This window comes from Comamonas sp. (assembly GCF_036643215.1).
GTDB lineage: Bacteria > Pseudomonadota > Gammaproteobacteria > Burkholderiales > Burkholderiaceae_C > Comamonas.
The window spans coordinates 1-13047 of sequence record NZ_JAVXSJ010000007.1; the positions used below are offsets into that span (position 1 = coordinate 1).

At 59.0% G+C, this 13047-nt stretch carries 13 protein-coding genes; 3 read left to right on the top strand and 10 right to left on the bottom strand.

What is annotated here, in order from left to right; translation table 11 throughout:
• The 9 genes from tuf to RSF91_RS06765 all read right to left on the bottom strand — a co-directional run.
• The coding region (tuf, locus tag RSF91_RS06725) for an elongation factor Tu (protein WP_169107896.1) at positions 1-1187 on the bottom strand (1187 nt) is incomplete at its 3' end.
• A 177-nt stretch (positions 1188-1364) separates the two neighbouring features.
• Entirely contained in the window at positions 1365-3473 is a 2109-nt protein-coding gene (gene fusA, locus RSF91_RS06730; protein WP_332567685.1) for an elongation factor G, read from the bottom strand.
• 147 nt (positions 3474-3620) lie between these two features.
• Positions 3621-4094 (bottom strand): 30S ribosomal protein S7, encoded by a 474-nt coding sequence (gene rpsG / locus RSF91_RS06735; RefSeq protein ID WP_332567686.1) that lies wholly within the window; start codon positions 4092-4094, stop codon positions 3621-3623.
• Positions 4095-4261: 167 nt separating this feature from the next.
• Positions 4262-4639, bottom strand: coding sequence for a 30S ribosomal protein S12 (gene rpsL / locus RSF91_RS06740; protein ID WP_012202325.1), 378 nt, complete (start codon positions 4637-4639; stop codon positions 4262-4264).
• A gap of 208 nt (positions 4640-4847) precedes the next feature.
• Complete coding sequence (locus RSF91_RS06745) at positions 4848-6020, bottom strand: D-alanyl-D-alanine carboxypeptidase family protein (protein WP_332567687.1); 1173 nt, start codon at positions 6018-6020, stop codon at positions 4848-4850.
• Between the two features lie 140 nt (positions 6021-6160).
• The gene (locus RSF91_RS06750; RefSeq protein WP_332567688.1) at positions 6161-6799 is read right to left on the bottom strand and encodes an alpha/beta hydrolase; all 639 of its coding nucleotides are present in this window, start codon (positions 6797-6799) and stop codon (positions 6161-6163) included.
• 165 nt (positions 6800-6964) lie between these two features.
• A complete protein-coding gene (locus RSF91_RS06755) occupies positions 6965-7321 on the bottom strand; it encodes a (2Fe-2S) ferredoxin domain-containing protein (RefSeq protein WP_332567689.1) in 357 nt (118 codons plus the stop codon).
• Positions 7322-7342: 21 nt separating this feature from the next.
• Positions 7343-8431, bottom strand: coding sequence for a VanZ family protein (locus tag RSF91_RS06760; RefSeq protein ID WP_332567807.1), 1089 nt, complete (start codon positions 8429-8431; stop codon positions 7343-7345).
• Between the two features lie 72 nt (positions 8432-8503).
• A complete protein-coding gene (locus RSF91_RS06765) occupies positions 8504-8920 on the bottom strand; it encodes a CopD family protein (RefSeq protein WP_099740090.1) in 417 nt (138 codons plus the stop codon).
• 131 nt (positions 8921-9051) lie between these two features.
• On the opposite strand from RSF91_RS06765, the gene hemB reads away from it, so the two are divergent.
• Complete coding sequence (gene hemB, locus RSF91_RS06770; RefSeq protein WP_099739872.1) at positions 9052-10062, top strand: porphobilinogen synthase; 1011 nt, start codon at positions 9052-9054, stop codon at positions 10060-10062.
• Between the two features lie 130 nt (positions 10063-10192).
• The gene (locus tag RSF91_RS06775; RefSeq protein ID WP_332567690.1) at positions 10193-11404 is read left to right on the top strand and encodes a magnesium transporter CorA family protein; all 1212 of its coding nucleotides are present in this window, start codon (positions 10193-10195) and stop codon (positions 11402-11404) included.
• A 162-nt stretch (positions 11405-11566) separates the two neighbouring features.
• Here the strand turns inward: RSF91_RS06775 and RSF91_RS06780 are convergent, their stop codons facing one another.
• A complete protein-coding gene (locus tag RSF91_RS06780) occupies positions 11567-12259 on the bottom strand; it encodes a dienelactone hydrolase family protein (RefSeq protein WP_332567691.1) in 693 nt (230 codons plus the stop codon).
• Positions 12260-12430: 171 nt separating this feature from the next.
• Between RSF91_RS06780 and RSF91_RS06785 the strand changes: the two genes are divergently transcribed.
• Positions 12431-13024, top strand: coding sequence for a hypothetical protein (locus RSF91_RS06785; RefSeq protein WP_332567692.1), 594 nt, complete (start codon positions 12431-12433; stop codon positions 13022-13024).
• The last annotated feature ends 23 nt before the right edge of the window (positions 13025-13047 follow it).

Here is a 13047-nt window from a genome sequence, read left to right on the forward strand (position 1 = left end):
GCAATGATCTTGGCAACCACACCGGCGCCAACAGTACGACCACCTTCGCGGATAGCGAAGCGCAGACCTTCTTCCATGGCGATAGGAGCGATCAGCTTGACAGTGATCGAAACGTTATCACCAGGCATCACCATTTCTTTGCCTTCTGGCAGTTCGATGGAGCCGGTCACGTCAGTTGTACGGAAGTAGAACTGAGGGCGGTAGTTGTTGAAGAAAGGAGTGTGGCGACCGCCTTCGTCCTTGGACAGCACGTACACTTCGGAAGTGAACTGTGTGTGGGGCTTGATAGAGCCGGGCTTGGCCAGAACTTGGCCGCGCTGGACGTCTTCACGCTTGGTGCCGCGCAGCAGCAGGCCAACGTTATCGCCAGCTTGACCTTGGTCCAGCAGCTTGCGGAACATTTCTACGCCGGTGCAAATCGTCTTGGCAGTATCTGTGATACCAACGATTTCGATTTCTTCGCCGACCTTGATGATGCCGCGTTCGATACGGCCAGTCACCACAGTGCCGCGACCGGAGATCGAGAACACGTCTTCCACAGGCATCACGAAGGCGCCGTCGATAGCACGCTCGGGAGTGGGGATGTATGTGTCCAGAGCTTCAGCCAGACGCAGGATAGCGGGTTCACCCTTGTCGGATTGGTCGCCTTCCAGAGCCAGCTTGGCGGAGCCACGGATGATAGGAGTGTCATCACCGGGGAAGTCGTACTTGGACAGCAGCTCGCGCACTTCCATTTCGACCAGTTCCAGCAGTTCTTCGTCGTCCACCATGTCGGCCTTGTTCAGGAACACGATGATGTAAGGAACGCCAACTTGACGCGACAGCAGGATGTGCTCGCGAGTCTGGGGCATGGGGCCGTCAGCAGCGGAGCAAACCAGGATAGCGCCGTCCATCTGAGCAGCACCAGTGATCATGTTCTTCACATAGTCAGCGTGACCGGGGCAGTCAACGTGAGCGTAGTGACGAGCAGCAGTTTCGTACTCAACGTGCGAAGTGTTGATCGTGATACCACGAGCCTTTTCTTCGGGAGCGTTGTCGATCTGCGAGTAATCCTTAGCTTCGCCGCCGAAGTGCTTGGACAGCACGGTAGCGATAGCAGCAGTCAGAGTGGTCTTGCCGTGGTCAACGTGACCGATGGTGCCAACGTTAACGTGGGGCTTTGTGCGTTCGAATTTTTCTTTTGCCATGATTTCTCCAAAGAGCAAAAACCTGTGTGATGTTTAAGGTCTGCACCTCATTGCTGATTCGCTCTGCACAGGAAACAGAACGGCATGAGATCGCAGACCGGCAAAATCGCGACAACCCACAAGGAGTTGTCGCGATCAGAACCCGAGATTATGACGGATTCGTCAAACCTGCGTCAATTACTTGGCGCGGGCTGCAACGATGGCTTCAGCCACGTTGCGAGGAGCTTCAGCGTAGTGCTTGAATTCCATGGTGTAGCTGGCACGACCTTGAGTCATGGAACGCAGCGACGTGGCGTAGCCGAACATTTCCGACAGAGGCACTTCGGCCTTGATGGCCTTGCCGCCACCGATCATGTCGTCCATGCCCTGCACCATACCGCGACGGGAAGACAAGTCACCCATCACAGTGCCGGCGTAGTCTTCAGGAGTTTCCACTTCCACAGCCATCATTGGCTCGAGGATGACGGGGCTGGCCTTGCGAGCAGCTTCCTTGAAACCGAAGATAGCGGCCATCTTGAACGCCATTTCGTTCGAGTCCACATCGTGGTACGAACCGAAAGTCAGAGTGACCTTCACGTCCACAACGGGGTAGCCAGCCAGCACGCCGGAAGTCAGGGCTTCGATCACGCCCTTTTCCACCGCAGGGATGTATTCGCGAGGAACCACACCACCCTTGATGGCGTCCACGAACTCAAAGCCCTTACCGGCTTCTTGAGGTTCGACAGTGAACACCACGTGGCCGTACTGACCCTTACCGCCGGACTGACGAACGAACTTGCCGTCCACGTCCACAACCTTTTGGCGAATCGTTTCGCGGTAGGCAACCTGGGGCTTGCCCACGTTGGCTTCCACGTTGAATTCGCGCTTCATGCGGTCAACGATAATTTCCAAGTGCAGCTCGCCCATACCAGCGATGATGGTCTGACCGGACTCTTCGTCAGTACGCACGCGGAAGGAAGGATCTTCAGCAGCCAGACGCGACAGGGCGATACCCATCTTTTCCTGGTCAGTCTTGGTCTTAGGTTCCACGGCCTGTGCAATCACGGGCTCAGGGAAGACCATGCGTTCCAGCACGATAGGAGCGTCCAGAGCACACAGTGTTTCACCGGTGGTCACGTCCTTCAGACCCACGCAAGCAGCGATGTCGCCAGCGCGGATTTCTTCAACTTCTTCACGCTCGTTAGCGTGCATCTGCACGATACGGCCGATACGCTCTTTCTTGCCCTTGACCGAGTTCAGGACGGTTTCGCCCTTGGTCAGAACGCCAGAATAAACGCGCACGAAAGTCAGCTGACCCACGAACGGATCGGTCATCAGCTTGAATGCCAGAGCCGAGAACTTCTCAGCGTCGTCAGCCTTACGCGACAGCTTCTTCTCTTCGTCATCGGGATCGGTACCGGCAACGTCAGGAATGTCCACAGGCGAAGGCAGCAGATCCAGAACGGCGTCCAGCATCCGCTGCACACCCTTGTTCTTGAACGCAGTACCGCACAGCATGGGCTGGATTTCGGTGGCAATGGTGCGCTGACGCAGACCAGCCATGATTTCCTGCTCGGTCAAGGTACCTTCTTCCAGGTACTTGTTCATCAGTTCTTCGGTTGCTTCAGCAGCCGACTCAACCATCTTCTCGCGCCATTCGTTGGCGGAATCCACCAGATCAGCGGGGATATCGCGGTATTCGAACTTCATACCCTGGGAAGCTTCGTCCCAGTAGATGGCCTTCATCTTGATCAGATCGACCACGCCTTCGAACTTGTCTTCGGCGCCGATTGGGATGACGATTGGCACGGGGCTAGCGTTCAGGCGAGTCTTCATGCCTTCAACGACCTTGAAGAAGTTGGCACCAGTACGGTCCATCTTGTTCACGAAGGCCAGACGAGGCACCTTGTGCTTGTTAGCCTGACGCCACACAGTTTCAGACTGGGGCTGCACGCCACCCACAGCGCAGTAAACCATCACGGCGCCGTCCAGCACGCGCATGGAGCGTTCCACTTCAATAGTGAAGTCCACGTGGCCGGGGGTGTCAATGATGTTGATGCGGTGGTCAGGGCGAGACAGATCCATACCCTTCCAGAAGCAGGTCACGGCCGACGAAGTAATCGTGATACCGCGCTCTTGCTCTTGCTCCATCCAGTCGGTGGTCGCAGCGCCATCGTGCACTTCGCCCAGCTTGTGAGTCACGCCTGTATAGAACAGGATACGTTCGGAGGTGGTGGTCTTACCAGCGTCAATGTGAGCAGAAATACCGATATTGCGGTAGCGCTCGATGGGAGTCTTGCGAGCCATGATGGATCCTTGCTTGATCGTATGGGAGTACTGCCTTGCCCCGGCTTGTACATTGGGAGCAGCAGTTCTATATGGGGGCGCTCAGAATCGACACAAGGCCGCAGCAATTTTTTTGCATGCGGCCCTGTATCTCGAGCGAGATTCCGTTTAGAAGCGGAAGTGGCTGAAAGCCTTGTTGGCTTCGGCCATGCGGTGAACTTCGTCACGCTTCTTCATGGCGCCGCCACGGCCTTCGGTTGCTTCCAGCAACTCGTTGGCCAGACGTTGAGCCATGGACTTTTCACCGCGCTTGCGGGAAGCTTCCTTGATCCAGCGCATGGACAGAGCCAGGCGACGGACGGGACGCACTTCAACGGGCACTTGGTAGTTAGCACCACCAACGCGGCGGGACTTCACTTCGACCATGGGCTTGACGTTGTTGATAGCAACCACGAAGGCTTCCAGAGGATCCTTACCGGGGTGCTTCTTGGCGATCAGGTCCAGAGCACCGTAAATGATGCGCTCTGCAACAGCCTTCTTGCCGCCTTCCATGATCACGTTCATGAATTTGGACAGCTCTACATTGCCGAACTTTGGATCCGGCAGAATTTCACGTTTGGGGACTTCGCGACGACGTGGCATTTTTTACCTCTATCTTTGCTTCAGTTGGCATCTTTTCAGATACCGCGAGAGCTATTCAAAACTCTCACTTACTCGACCCACACAAAAATTTGTGCTTCGGGTCACTACGTTCGATCGCGCCAGTCAGGCGAATCAAACACCGTTTGTTTTCAAAAAACCAGGGCTGATTACTTAGCCTTAGGCTTCTTGGCACCGTACTTGGAGCGGGACTGCTTACGGTCCTTGACGCCTTGCAGGTCAAGAGAACCGCGCACGATGTGGTAACGCACACCGGGCAAGTCCTTCACACGGCCGCCACGCACCAGCACAACGCTGTGCTCTTGCAGGTTGTGGCCTTCACCGCCGATGTACGAAATAACTTCGAAACCGTTGGTCAGACGAACCTTAGCCACCTTACGCAGAGCCGAGTTAGGCTTCTTAGGTGTGGTGGTGTACACACGGGTGCACACGCCACGGCGTTGGGGGCAGTTTTCCATAGCAGGGCTCTTGGATTTAACAACTTCTACCGTGCGGCCCTGACGCACGAGTTGGTTAATGGTTGGCATTAAATAACGTCCCTAAACGTGAATTTGCTTCGTGAAAAGCGAAAACGTGAATCCCTTCGGAAATTCCGAAAAGCTCTCGAATGTACCAGCTTGAGAAAAATCGCACAACTACTGCGACGCAATAGCCCCGCAAATTGCCAATTTTTCCAAGCGCGTACGTCAGGCTCCCGCAGCTGGCAAAGGATTTGCCCCTTGCCAGCGAGGAGTCTTACTTAATCCAGAGGCGAATGGTGTCCCACAGACGGCCAAAGAAGCCAGCCTGCTCAACAGCCTCAAGAGCGACCAGTGGCACTTCAGCCACAACATCAGCGCCCGACTTGACCTTGAGTACGCCCATCACCTGACCCTTGGCGATTGGGGCAATCAGCGGATCTTGGCGCACAACTTCGGTGGTCAGCTTGCCGCCGGTGCCCGAGGGCACGGTCACCACCACAGCGCCATCGGGCTTGCCGATTTTGACCGCATTGGCAGCACCCTTCCAGACGGCGGGCGTGGCCACAGGCTGGTCAGCATCAAACAACTTGACCGCATCAAAGGCGGTGTAACCCCAGTTCAACAGCTTCTGGCTTTCGTTGGCACGAGCCTTCTCGCTGGCGGTACCCAGCACGATGGACAGCAGACGGCGCTGACCCACATTGGGCAGGTCGCGCTTGGCCGTGGCCACCAGGCAGTAGCCTGCGGCATTGGTGTGACCGGTCTTCAGGCCGTCTACCGTCGGATCGCGGAACAGCAACGCATTGCGGTTGCTGCCGTTGGAAACGGGAGTGCCCGGGTAGCTGTACTGCTTGGTCGAGTAGTAGTGCATGTACTCGGGGAAGTCATGCAGCAGGCGCTGGGCCAGAATGGACAAATCACGCGCCGTCGTCAGGTGACCGGGTTCGGTCAGACCTTCGGGGTTTTTGTAGGTCGTGTTCTTCATGCCCAGAGCCTTGGCCTGGTCATTCATCATCTTGACGAAGTTCTCAGCCGTGCCGCCAACCGATTCGGCCAGCGCCATGGTGGCGTCGTTGCCGGACTGGATGATCATGCCGCTGAGCAGGTCGTTGACGGGCACCTGCATCTTGGGGTCGATGAACATGCGCGAGCCGGGCATCTTCCAGGCGCGCTCGCTCACGGGCATGCGCTGCTCCAGCGTAACCTTCTTGGCACGCAATGCCTCGAACACCACATAGGCCGACATCAGCTTGGTCAGAGATGCCTGCTCCACGGGGGCATCGACATCCTTGGCTCCCAGCACCTGACCGGCGGTGACATCCACCAGCAGGTAATTGCGGGCAGCAATTTCGGGAGGAACGGGAGCCGCCACCTGTGCCATGGCAAAAACAGGTGCGACTGCGGCAGCAACAGCCAGAACACGCAGCGTGGAATAAATGGGCTTCATGAAGAAAACTCTCGCTAAAGCAAAGGTAGGCGACGGTGATTCACCATCGAAAACAGCCAAAGCCAAGGATATACCTTGGCTTGGTGCTATGAAAAGGGGATTAACCAAGACCAGGGCGTCAGGGTTTAGAAGGTAAGTGCTTACTGTGACTTCAGATGTCGCACGACCAAGCTCTTGAGCAGAGGCAATTGTCCGTGAAAGAAATGCCCCACCTGCGGAATCACGGTAACAGGCAGTATCTGCGGGCGTGCCCAGTCCATGACGGAAGACAGCTCGACGGTGTCATCGGCCTCGCCGTGAATGACCAGCGTGCTGTCATGCGCTGCCGCGGGCACGGGCGCCACCTCAAAGCGGCTGGCAGCGGTGCCGACGAGCACGGCCTTGGCCACACGGCCTTCATCCCACAACGCGGCCAGCGCATGGCTGGTGACAAAAGCACCGAAGGAGAAGCCGGCCAGTGCAATCGGCCCCTCAGGCGCGACCTGACGCACCACCGCCAGCAAGTCCTGCAGCTCACCCTTGCCCGCGTCATACTCACCCGCACTGGCACCCACGCCGCGGAAGTTGAAACGCACCGCCGTATAGCCGCACTGCACAAAGGCACGCGCCAGCGTCTGCACCACCTTGTTATCCATCGTGCCAGCGAACAGCGGGTGCGGGTGGGCAATGATGGCCACGCCCTTGGGGCTTTGCCCATCGACCAGTTGCGCCGGGTCACGCAGGGCTTCAATCACGCCGGCACCGCCGGTCAACGTCAGTCGTTCAGTCTGGGAGTTCACGGTTGCTATCCTAATTTTTGCCCGGAGCGGCTTTGCCACTTCACCACGGGGACGGCACCCCCGCTGCGGGGCGCCCCTTGCTTGGCGCCCTCCTATAGAGAAGCGCCAGTCTTAACCGGCACCACCCGAAGGCAGTGCCCTGCATTTTTTGAGATTCGCTGGAATTCAGCGGCCTACGTCCTCAGGCAGCACCAGACGCTCAACCACCTTGCCATTCTTGAGGTGGGACTCGACGATCTCGTCGATATCGCTATCGTCGATAAAGGTGTACCAGACCCCTTCCGGGTAGACCACGGCCACGGGGCCACCAGCGCAGCGGTCAAGGCAGCCCGCCTTGTTCACACGCACCTGACCTTTGCCAGCCAGCCCCTCTTCCTTCACACGGCGCTTGCAATGGTCAAAGCCTGCTTTGGCGCCATGCAGGGCGCAGCAGTCCTCACCATTGGGGCGCTCATTCAGGCAAAAGAAAATATGGCGCTGGTAGTAGCCATCGGCCTTGTCTTGGTTCGGGGTGTCACTCATAGTGCGGTCATTCTAGGCAGGCTATTGCCGCCTGGAAACGCGAACCACTACATACGCCAGCGTCACGTAAGGCCAGAGCCAGCCTAGCCACTGACCCAGTCCGTAAAAGCGGATGAAACGCCCCTGCTCCCAGGCCTGCAGCGTCTGGGCAAAGTACACATTAGTGGGCGCCTGATTGAGGATGCTCAGGTGCAGCACTAGCACTAGCAGCAAAAGCACGGCGCAGATGTTGCGCGAGGCAGGCAGCGCAATCACGGCCAGGCCCAGGCCACCCCAGATACCAAGGCGCACCGGCAAGTCCACCCACTCCCATGCATGAGCAGGGCCCCAGCTGAGCGCCGCTGACAGCGCGGTGACGCTGACTCCGGCCCCCAGCAGCAGCAAAGCCGCCAAGACCCGGCGTCCCATGTGGCGCACGGCGCAATAGGCCAGCAGGCAAGGCACCCACAGCCCCAGCGTGACGCAGAACATCTCCGTCACCATGGAAAGCGGCGTCATCGCAAAGTCGCCCAGCGGCAGCCAGTCCTCAAACGGGGTGTTCAGCAGCCAGTCTTGCAAGGTTTCATCCAGCCGCTCCAGCACCTGCCCCAGCCCAAACGGCACAGCCGCCGGGAACAGCAGCGCAAACGGCCACAGTGCCAGCAGCACCAGCACGCCCGCCCCGCCCTCGCCCAGCCACTGGCTGCGAAAAGCGCTCCAGCGCGAGAGTGCACCCAGCTTCTCCAACAAAGCGGCCAGCAGCGCGCCCATCAACGTGCCGCCGGAGTTGAGCACCAGGTCAAGGTTAGACGGTACGCGGCGCGGCAGGTAGATCTGCAAAAACTCCATGCACAGCGACAGCAGCGTGCCCGCCAGAAAGGCCAGCGGCACGGCCAGCCGCGGCTTGCCCGAGCGCATCAGCGCCAGCGCCAGAAAAAAGCCCAGCGGCGCATAGCCAACGATATTGGTGTTGACGTCGAACCAGGTCCAGTAAGGCGGCGGGATTTTGGCGAACAGAAAAACGCGGGGATCAATACCCTGAGCGCGCCAGCCATCAAACGGAAACAGGCTGGCAAACACAATCAGCACGGAATACACCAGCGCCAGCGGCCAGGCCGAGGTGTGGCGCATGGAGATCACCGGCAGCCCGGCAGCCTGAGTCACCGCAGGTTCAGACACAACAGTCCCTTGTTCCGGTCAAGACTAGAAAGGCTTGACCACCACCAGAATCACGGCGGCGATCAAGAGCAGTACAGGCACTTCGTTGTAATAGCGAAACCAGCGGTGGCTTTTATGACAGGTGTTGTCCCCCAGCTTGCGCAGCAGCACGGCGCAGCTGTGGTGGTAACCGATGACCAGCAGCACCACGGCCAGCTTGGCATGCAACCAGCCGCCCTTGAAGCCCCAGCCCAGCCACAGCCACAGGCCCAGCCCCAGCGCGGGCACGGCCAGCAGGGTGGTAAAGCGCAGCAGCTTGCGCGCCATCAGCAGCAGACGCTCGCGCTCAGCCACCGAGCCGGGCGTGACCATGGCCAGATTGACGAAGATGCGCGGCAAATAGAACAGACCAGCAAACCAGCTGGCCACGAAAACGATATGAAAAGCTTTGACCCATAGCATGGAGCCAGTGTAAGGGCCGCTGCCGCGCATCGCCCGCCGCAAGCGCTGTCTTTACCTGCAATGCGACTGCCGTCATGGAATAGTCACGAACCTGCCAGCCAAGCCATGGCGAATGGGGCACAATTTTCCCCATGCATTTGTCCAGCCCCACTCCATTTCCCCAGAATCGCCCCCGCCGTCTGCGCCGCGATGCTTTTACTCGCAATCTGGTTCGTGAGAACGTGCTGACGTCCCACGACTTCATCTACCCCGTGTTTGTGCACGAAGGCAGCAACAAGCGCGAGGCCGTGCCCTCCATGCCCGGCGTTGACCGCCTGAGCCTGGACCTGCTGCTGCCCGTGGCCGAAGAGTGCGTGAAGCTGGAAATTCCTTACCTGGCCCTGTTCCCCGCCATTGACGCCAGCCTGAAGACCCCTGACGGCAAGGAAGCGTTGAACCCCGATGGCCTGATTCCCCGCGTCATCCGCGCGCTGAAACAAGAATTCCCTCAGCTGGGCGTGATGACCGACGTGGCGCTGGACCCCTACACCAGCCACGGCCAGGACGGCATCCTGGACGAAAGCGGCTACATCATCAACGACGACACCGTCGAAATGCTGGTCGGCCAGGCTCTGGCCCATGCCGAAGCCGGTGTGGACATGGTCGCCCCCAGCGACATGATGGACGGCCGCATTGGCGCTATCCGTGAAGCGCTGGAGCTGCAAGGCCACATTCACACCCGCATCATGGCCTACAGCGCCAAGTACGCCAGCGCCTTCTACGGTCCCTTCCGCGATGCCGTGGGCACGCGCGGCGCCCTGGGCAAGGCCGACAAGAACGTCTACCAGATGGACCCCGCCAACACCGACGAAGCCCTGCGCGAAGTGGCGCTGGACATCGCCGAAGGCGCAGACATGGTCATGGTCAAACCCGGCATGCCGTATCTGGACGTGGTGCGCCGCGTCAAGGACGAGTTCAAGGTGCCCACCTTCGCTTACCAAGTGTCTGGCGAATACGCCATGATCAAGGCCGCTGCCGCCAATGGCTGGCTGGACCATGACCAGGTGATGATGGAAGCCCTGCTCGCTTTCAAGCGCGCTGGTGCCGATGGCATCCTGACCTACTTCGCCATTGATGCCGCCAAGAAGCTGCGTGGCTTATGAATTTGATAGCTGCAAGCGCTTTACGGACTTGCGCTTGAGGCCAATTAAGGCATGATCCAACGGCCCAGAAGCAGCTTCTGGGCCGTTCTTGTATCCGCTTCCGTATCCGCTACCCAAGGTGTTGTTACCCATGCGCGTGCTGCATATCTCCCCGCTTTATGCCCAGCCTGTTGAAGGCCTGCCCACGCAGCCCGCCACTACCGGGTTCCACTGGGTTTCCTGCGCGCGCTCCGAACTGGAATCGCAACTGCCCGCCATACAGGCCATGCTGACGAAGCTGGGCGGCTCACCACTGGTCGATCTGCATATCTCCGACCTGCTCAACCCGGCCATCCCTTCCAACTACGACTACACCTCGGTGTATGACGTGCTGGTATTTCGCCGCCTGGCCAATGCCCACCTGCCGCCGCTGAACGGCTCACATGCCACAGCCCCTGCAGCCAGCACCACCCCGGCGCTCACCCCGCCCGCCATGGCTGCAGCCCCCCATGCTCCTGCGGTGAATGCGCCGCCTCCATCGCATCACTCAGCCCATGCGGTGCAAAAAGACCGCGAAGCGCCAGTGCTGCAGCGCGTAGAAACCCAGCCTGTGGGCTTTGCCCTGTATGACCAGATTTTGCTGTCCGTACACCCCGACGACTGCTTTGTGCTGGAGAACTTCTGGCAGCGCCTGATGGCCGGTCCGGCCAAGAACGATAGCCGCCCCGTCACCGCCAAAATGCCCGTAGAGCCCGCCGATCTGATGCTGCGCATGGTCAACGGCATGGTGGACGGCTATCTGGACCTGCGCCGCACGCTGACGCGGCAGATTGATCACTGGCAGATCGCGCTGCTCAAGCCCCATAAGCGCTTCAGCAACTGGGCCAGCGTACTGGATGTGCGCCTGGCGCTGCACCAGCTCGATGAAATCTGTGAAGACCAGCGTGCCGCCATGCAGGACTGGACAGAGGCGCTGGAAGGCTGGCCGCCCGAGCACACCGCCTCACGCCAGCATGAGCGCGAGCTGCTGCGCGTGCGCTCACGCGACGTGCTGGAGCACATAGAGCGCGTGACCCACCATATTCACCGCATGGAGCAAAGCGCCGAAACGGCGGTGCAAATGCACTTTTCGGCCCAGAGCAACCGCGCCAACGACATCATGCGCACGCTGACCACGGTCACCGCCATCTTTCTGCCGCTCAACCTGATTGCCGGCATCTTTGGCATGAACTTCGAGTTCATCCCCTTTGTGCACAAGAAAGACGGTTTTATCTGGGCGTTGCTGGCCATGGTCGTCATCACCGTGGTGCTGGTGGCGTACTTCTGGCGCAGGCGCTATCTGGAGAGCGAAGAGAAAGAGTGACCCCCTGAGACACTTACGCGCCTTCCCCAAGGGGACGACATCCTCGCTGCGCGGCGGCGCTTGCTTGATGTCTCTGATGGGGAACGCCCAGCGGCAACGGGCTTTAGATAAAAATAGCTGCTAACGCTTATCTATAAAGCGCGAGCAGCTATGGTTTTGATATCAAGCCAGATGTTCGCCGAAGAAGGCCAGAGTGCGCTCCATGGCCTGGGCTGCGGCAGCTGCGCTGTAAGAGCCGCGCTGGCCGCAGTTGAAGCCGTGGTCAGCCTCGTAGACATAGACCTGCACCTTAGGCTGGGCCAGCTTGAAGGCTTCCACAGACTCCAGCGAGATGTAGTGATCTTTGCTACCAAAGTGGGCCAGCACCGGGCACAGAGCCTGACGATTGGCTTCTTGCTCACCCGTCATGCCGCCGCCGTAGTAACAGACTGCAGCAGAAACGCTGGGCAGCGTGCAAGCTGCGCGCCAGGTCATCAGGCCGCCCCAGCAAAAGCCCACCACGCCGACCTTACCGCCAGGCACCAGCGTGGCGGCATGGGCAACGGCCGCTTCTACATCGCGCAGCGCGCCGGGTTCGGGCAAGGCTTCCACCGCGCCCTTGAGGGCGAAGCCCGTCTTCATGTCTTCTTCGGTATAGCCCAGCTCTACATTGGGTTTGACGCGCGCAAACATGGCCGGGGCCACGGCCACGTAGCCCTGAGAGGCATAGCGGTCGGCCACGGAGCGGATATGCGAGTTCACGCCAAAAATCTCCTGCAGCACCACAACGGCACCGCGCGGCTTGCCCTCAGGCATGGCCACATAGGCAGAAGTCTTGCCACCATCTACGGCGGTCAGTTCAACAAAGCTACCCATATATGCTCCTATATTTGTTGCACTCATCGTAAGCCCGAAAAGCATCGACAAAGGATTTCATTATCTTGGGCGAATGAATGCTGTAATGCCTGAGTTAACCCGCTGAACTCGCGTTTTTTCGCACTTGCAGCATTGGCGGCAGCCCGGGCAACCAACCATCCTCCATCGCTCATGCACTTTCTGCTGAAACTGATTGCGCCCCTTTGCCTGATCGCAGCCATGGAAGCTGCGCAGGCGGACACCCGGTACGACATTGAAAGCCCTGAAACTCCGGGCGAGCACATTCTGAGCCTGACACTGCCCGATAACGTGGGCTGGCGGCGCATGATGTCATCGGGGACAGAAGATCTAGCTCGTTTCCTCAGTGAAGACTACCCATTTCTGAACATTGAGGTTCGATCGCTGCCCCTGAAGAAAAGGCTGGACACAGAAAAGCTACCCAACCCCGTGCCTGCGAACGCCATCCACCAGTCCATCGTGATGGAGCAGCTACACGCCTATTACGCAGACCAGTACAAAAATGTCAGCCCTCTGCAAAAAATAACGCTCAATGATCGCAAAGCACTGCGTTTGCATGCCAAAGGCAGCAGCATTACGCCCATGCGCACGGCCCATTCCACACTGGATGTACTGGTGTTCCTCCACGGTCAGCGGCTGATCGTCTGTGAATTTCTCGATGAGGCGGTGCTCGTTAACGGGCGGCTCATACGCCCCAGCCCCCCAAATGCCTATCAGTCCATCCTCCGCTCCATCGAGCTGCATTGACCCCAGGCATCCCAAAGCGTGAT

What these genes read in the sequence shown, in the direction of transcription:
- fusA (WP_332567685.1), bottom strand. Translation starts at nt 3,473, where the DNA reads ATGGCTCGCAAGACTCCCATCGAGCGCTACCGCAATATCGGTATTTCT.
- RSF91_RS06755 (WP_332567689.1), bottom strand. Translation starts at nt 7,321, where the DNA reads ATGAGTGACACCCCGAACCAAGACAAGGCCGATGGCTACTACCAGCGC.
- RSF91_RS06760 (WP_332567807.1), bottom strand. Translation starts at nt 8,431, where the DNA reads ATGCGCCACACCTCGGCCTGGCCGCTGGCGCTGGTGTATTCCGTGCTG.
- RSF91_RS06775 (WP_332567690.1), top strand. Translation starts at nt 10,193, where the DNA reads ATGCGCGTGCTGCATATCTCCCCGCTTTATGCCCAGCCTGTTGAAGGC.
- RSF91_RS06780 (WP_332567691.1), bottom strand. Translation starts at nt 12,259, where the DNA reads ATGGGTAGCTTTGTTGAACTGACCGCCGTAGATGGTGGCAAGACTTCT.
- RSF91_RS06745 (WP_332567687.1), bottom strand. Translation starts at nt 6,020, where the DNA reads ATGAAGCCCATTTATTCCACGCTGCGTGTTCTGGCTGTTGCTGCCGCA.
- hemB (WP_099739872.1), top strand. Translation starts at nt 9,052, where the DNA reads ATGCATTTGTCCAGCCCCACTCCATTTCCCCAGAATCGCCCCCGCCGT.
- rpsL (WP_012202325.1), bottom strand. Translation starts at nt 4,639, where the DNA reads ATGCCAACCATTAACCAACTCGTGCGTCAGGGCCGCACGGTAGAAGTT.
- RSF91_RS06765 (WP_099740090.1), bottom strand. Translation starts at nt 8,920, where the DNA reads ATGCTATGGGTCAAAGCTTTTCATATCGTTTTCGTGGCCAGCTGGTTT.
- RSF91_RS06785 (WP_332567692.1), top strand. Translation starts at nt 12,431, where the DNA reads ATGCACTTTCTGCTGAAACTGATTGCGCCCCTTTGCCTGATCGCAGCC.
- rpsG (WP_332567686.1), bottom strand. Translation starts at nt 4,094, where the DNA reads ATGCCACGTCGTCGCGAAGTCCCCAAACGTGAAATTCTGCCGGATCCA.